This is a genomic window from Bradyrhizobium sp. P2_E8 (genome assembly GCF_056403875.1).
The window spans coordinates 1-2852 of sequence record NZ_JBFUES010000948.1; the positions used below are offsets into that span (position 1 = coordinate 1).

2 protein-coding genes are annotated in these 2852 nt (G+C 66.9%); both read right to left on the reverse strand.

Translation table 11 applies throughout. The features are described from left to right. Positions 1 to 830: methyl-accepting chemotaxis protein (locus AC1D00_RS34765; protein WP_477013796.1), on the reverse strand; the 830-nt coding region annotated here is incomplete at its 3' end. A gap of 119 nt (positions 831 to 949) precedes the next feature. After that, positions 950 to 2698 carry a methyl-accepting chemotaxis protein gene (locus AC1D00_RS34770; RefSeq protein ID WP_477013797.1) on the reverse strand — a complete coding sequence of 583 codons (1749 nt, stop codon included), beginning with the start codon at positions 2696 to 2698 and terminating at the stop codon, positions 950 to 952. Positions 2699 to 2852 lie beyond the last annotated feature (154 nt).

Consider the following 2852-nt stretch of genomic DNA (forward strand, 5'->3'; position numbering starts at 1 on the left):
GCGCTCTTGAGATCGCGCGAGGAGAGGTCGACGCCCTTGGCGAGCTCGTTGAGCTCGCTGATGACGGTGTCGCAATGGCCGAGATTGGAGGTCGCCGCACGCGCGACGCTGTCGATCTCCGCTTCCACGGAGGCGAAACCCTGCTGGACGCGCGAGATGATGCTGGAAATCTGCTGGGCGCCTTCGCCGGCGGTCTTCGCGCGCTGCGAGGCGTCGCTGCTCTCGCCGATCAGGCCTTCGATCTGGCCGTCGAGATCGCGCACGGTGTCGGAGATCTGGTGCGTGGCCTGGCGGGTGGCTTCGGCGAGGTTCTTCACCTCGCTTGCGACCACTGCGAAGCCGCGGCCGGCATTGCCGGCCCGCGCTGCCTCGATGGTGGCGTTGAGAGCGAGCAGATTGGTCTGTTTMGCGATCGCCTCGATCGAGCCGGATACCTTTGCCACCTGCGCCAGCGCCGAGCCCACCGCGCTCAAGCGCGCTTCGATCCGCCCCACGGCGGCGACAAGCTCGGAGATGTGGCTGACGGCGGTATCGACCGCGCCGCGCGACTGCGCGATCTCGCCGACCGCAGCGGACGTCGTCGTTTGCACAGCCTGCGACGCATTGGCGATGTCGTGGTTGGCCGAGACCATCGTCTGGGCCGTCTCCTGGAGGTGATGGAACCGTTCCGACTGGTTCGCGACGCGGTTTGCGACTTCCTGGACGTTGCCGGCAATGTCGGCGAGCTCCACGCCGAGGCCGCCGATGCGGTCGGCGAGCTGGTCGATCAGGCGTTCGGCGAGCGTCCGGTTGGATCCGGTGTCCAGTACGGCAAGTTGTGCGACGGACATGTCTTGAGAGTCCTCCAGTCAGAGCCGTGCGCCGGCTCCCGCGGCATTCCCAGTCCAGCTTCGACCTTAGAGGATGATTCGCGCCCGGCGTCTTGCCTAGGAGTGCACGAGAGCGTGCACTACAGCTTGTAAGCGGTGCGGAATCCGCCCCAGTGCCGGCCCTGCACGCGGATCGGGACGTCGATTTCGCGCATCATCACCGTGGTCCCGTTGCCCATGTCGCGCGCATAGCTCTGGACCAGGTACGAGCGCAGGTTGCGCGCGGCCGCCAACCCCGCCGGATCGTTGAAAATGCGCCGGTTGCGGCAGTTGGCCGTGTTCCAGGCGACGTCGCCCGGCCGCTGCGGATGCGAATAGATCCTGTTGTGCACCGGCAGGAAGCCGTTGCGGTCGACCATGGCGCAGAACGCCATGCGCGGTTCCTTGGCGAGAAACGCTTCCTGGAACGGCGGCAGCGCGCGGTCGGCCCAGTCCAGATATCTGGTGCGGTATTGCTGCGGATTGGTGCCCGCAATCTCCACATAGTCGGTGTCGAACAGGTCGTCGATCCTGACCTCGCCGCGTGCAACCGCCTGCTCGAAGATCGCGGTCAGCGCGCTGCCCGCTTCCATGGCGCGGGTGACGAACTCCGTGTTCTCTTCGTGGATCGCCCACAGCCGGTCTTCGATCTTCTCGCGGAGCTCGGCATTGGGATTGACGAAGTGCGCGCGGGCTCCCGCCTTGGATTGCTCGACGACGCGCAGGCGGCAGGCGCCGACCTGTTCGAGGCTGCCTTCGATCATCGCTTGCGGTGCCAGCCGGCTTGCGTCCGCACCGCCGATCAGCACGCCGTCCATCGCGATCTCGTAGACCGGCATCACTCCGCGCGCGCTCTCGAACTTGAGATGGCAGGGGAGGCGCTCGGTCTTGCGGCGGTCGTCGTGCTCGCTCTGGCGCAGCAGCACTGCGCAGCGCGATTTCAGCTTCTGTGCGAAGGTGGTGACCGCCTTGCCGGCGCTGGCGACGTTCTCGCCATGGGTCTCGRCCGCCTTGGTTGCGGCATCGATCTCGGCTGCGCTCTGGCCGACCGAGACGATGAACTCCGACGCGCTGGCGGCATTGCCTGAGACTTCGCTCGTGGTGGCGTTCTGCTCGGCGACCGCGCCATTGACGGTCTCGAAGACCGGGCGGATCGCCTCGATCGCCTGCGAAATGCGGTGCACGGCATCGGCGGAGCCGGCGGCGTCGCGCTGGAGCGCGTCGATCTTCTTGGTGATCTCTTCCGTCGCGCCCTGGGTCTGCACCGCGAGTGCCTTGACCTCGGTGGCGACGACCGCAAAACCCTTGCCCGCAGCGCCGGCGCGCGCGGCCTCGATGGTCGAGTTGAGCGCGAGCAGCGTCGTCTGCCGCGCGATCTGGGCGATCAGATTGACGACGTTGCCGATGGCGGCGGAGGATTCCCGCAAGCGGTCGACATTGGCGCGGGCTTCCTGCGCTGCGGCACTGGCCGCGTCGGCGAGCTTGCCGGCCTCGCGAACCTGCGCCCCGATGCCTTGGGCGGACTGGGTGAACTTGTCGGCGGCATGGGCGAAGGTGGATGCGGTCGACTGCGCGGCGTTGGTGCGGCCGGTCAGGGCGTCGGTGCGGTCGCGAATGGCCGCAAGGGTCACGGCGGTCGCTTCGGCGCCGCCGGCCACCGAATTGGCGGCGCGCTCGAGCTGGCGGATCATCGCGCCCAGCTCGAGTTCCAGCAGTTCCAGGATTTCCCTGGCCGAATCGCCCTCAGTGGCCGGGCCGGGCTCGGAATGGGCCGGCGGCTGCGCAACCTGCGGGGCGGCCGCAGGCGCAGCCATGTCCGGCAGACGCTTCCGAAATAGTCCGAACGCCATCAGGTCTCTCTTGTCGGGGGACGGTCGGACATTATTTTCGCAGTCCGGAATGAAGTCAGGGTTAACGATGCCTGACATCTAGGCCCGAGGCATTACTGTGTTACCTTAAAGTCGTAGAGCCTCTTCATTTCGGTGGGTTGGCGGCCTATAAGGC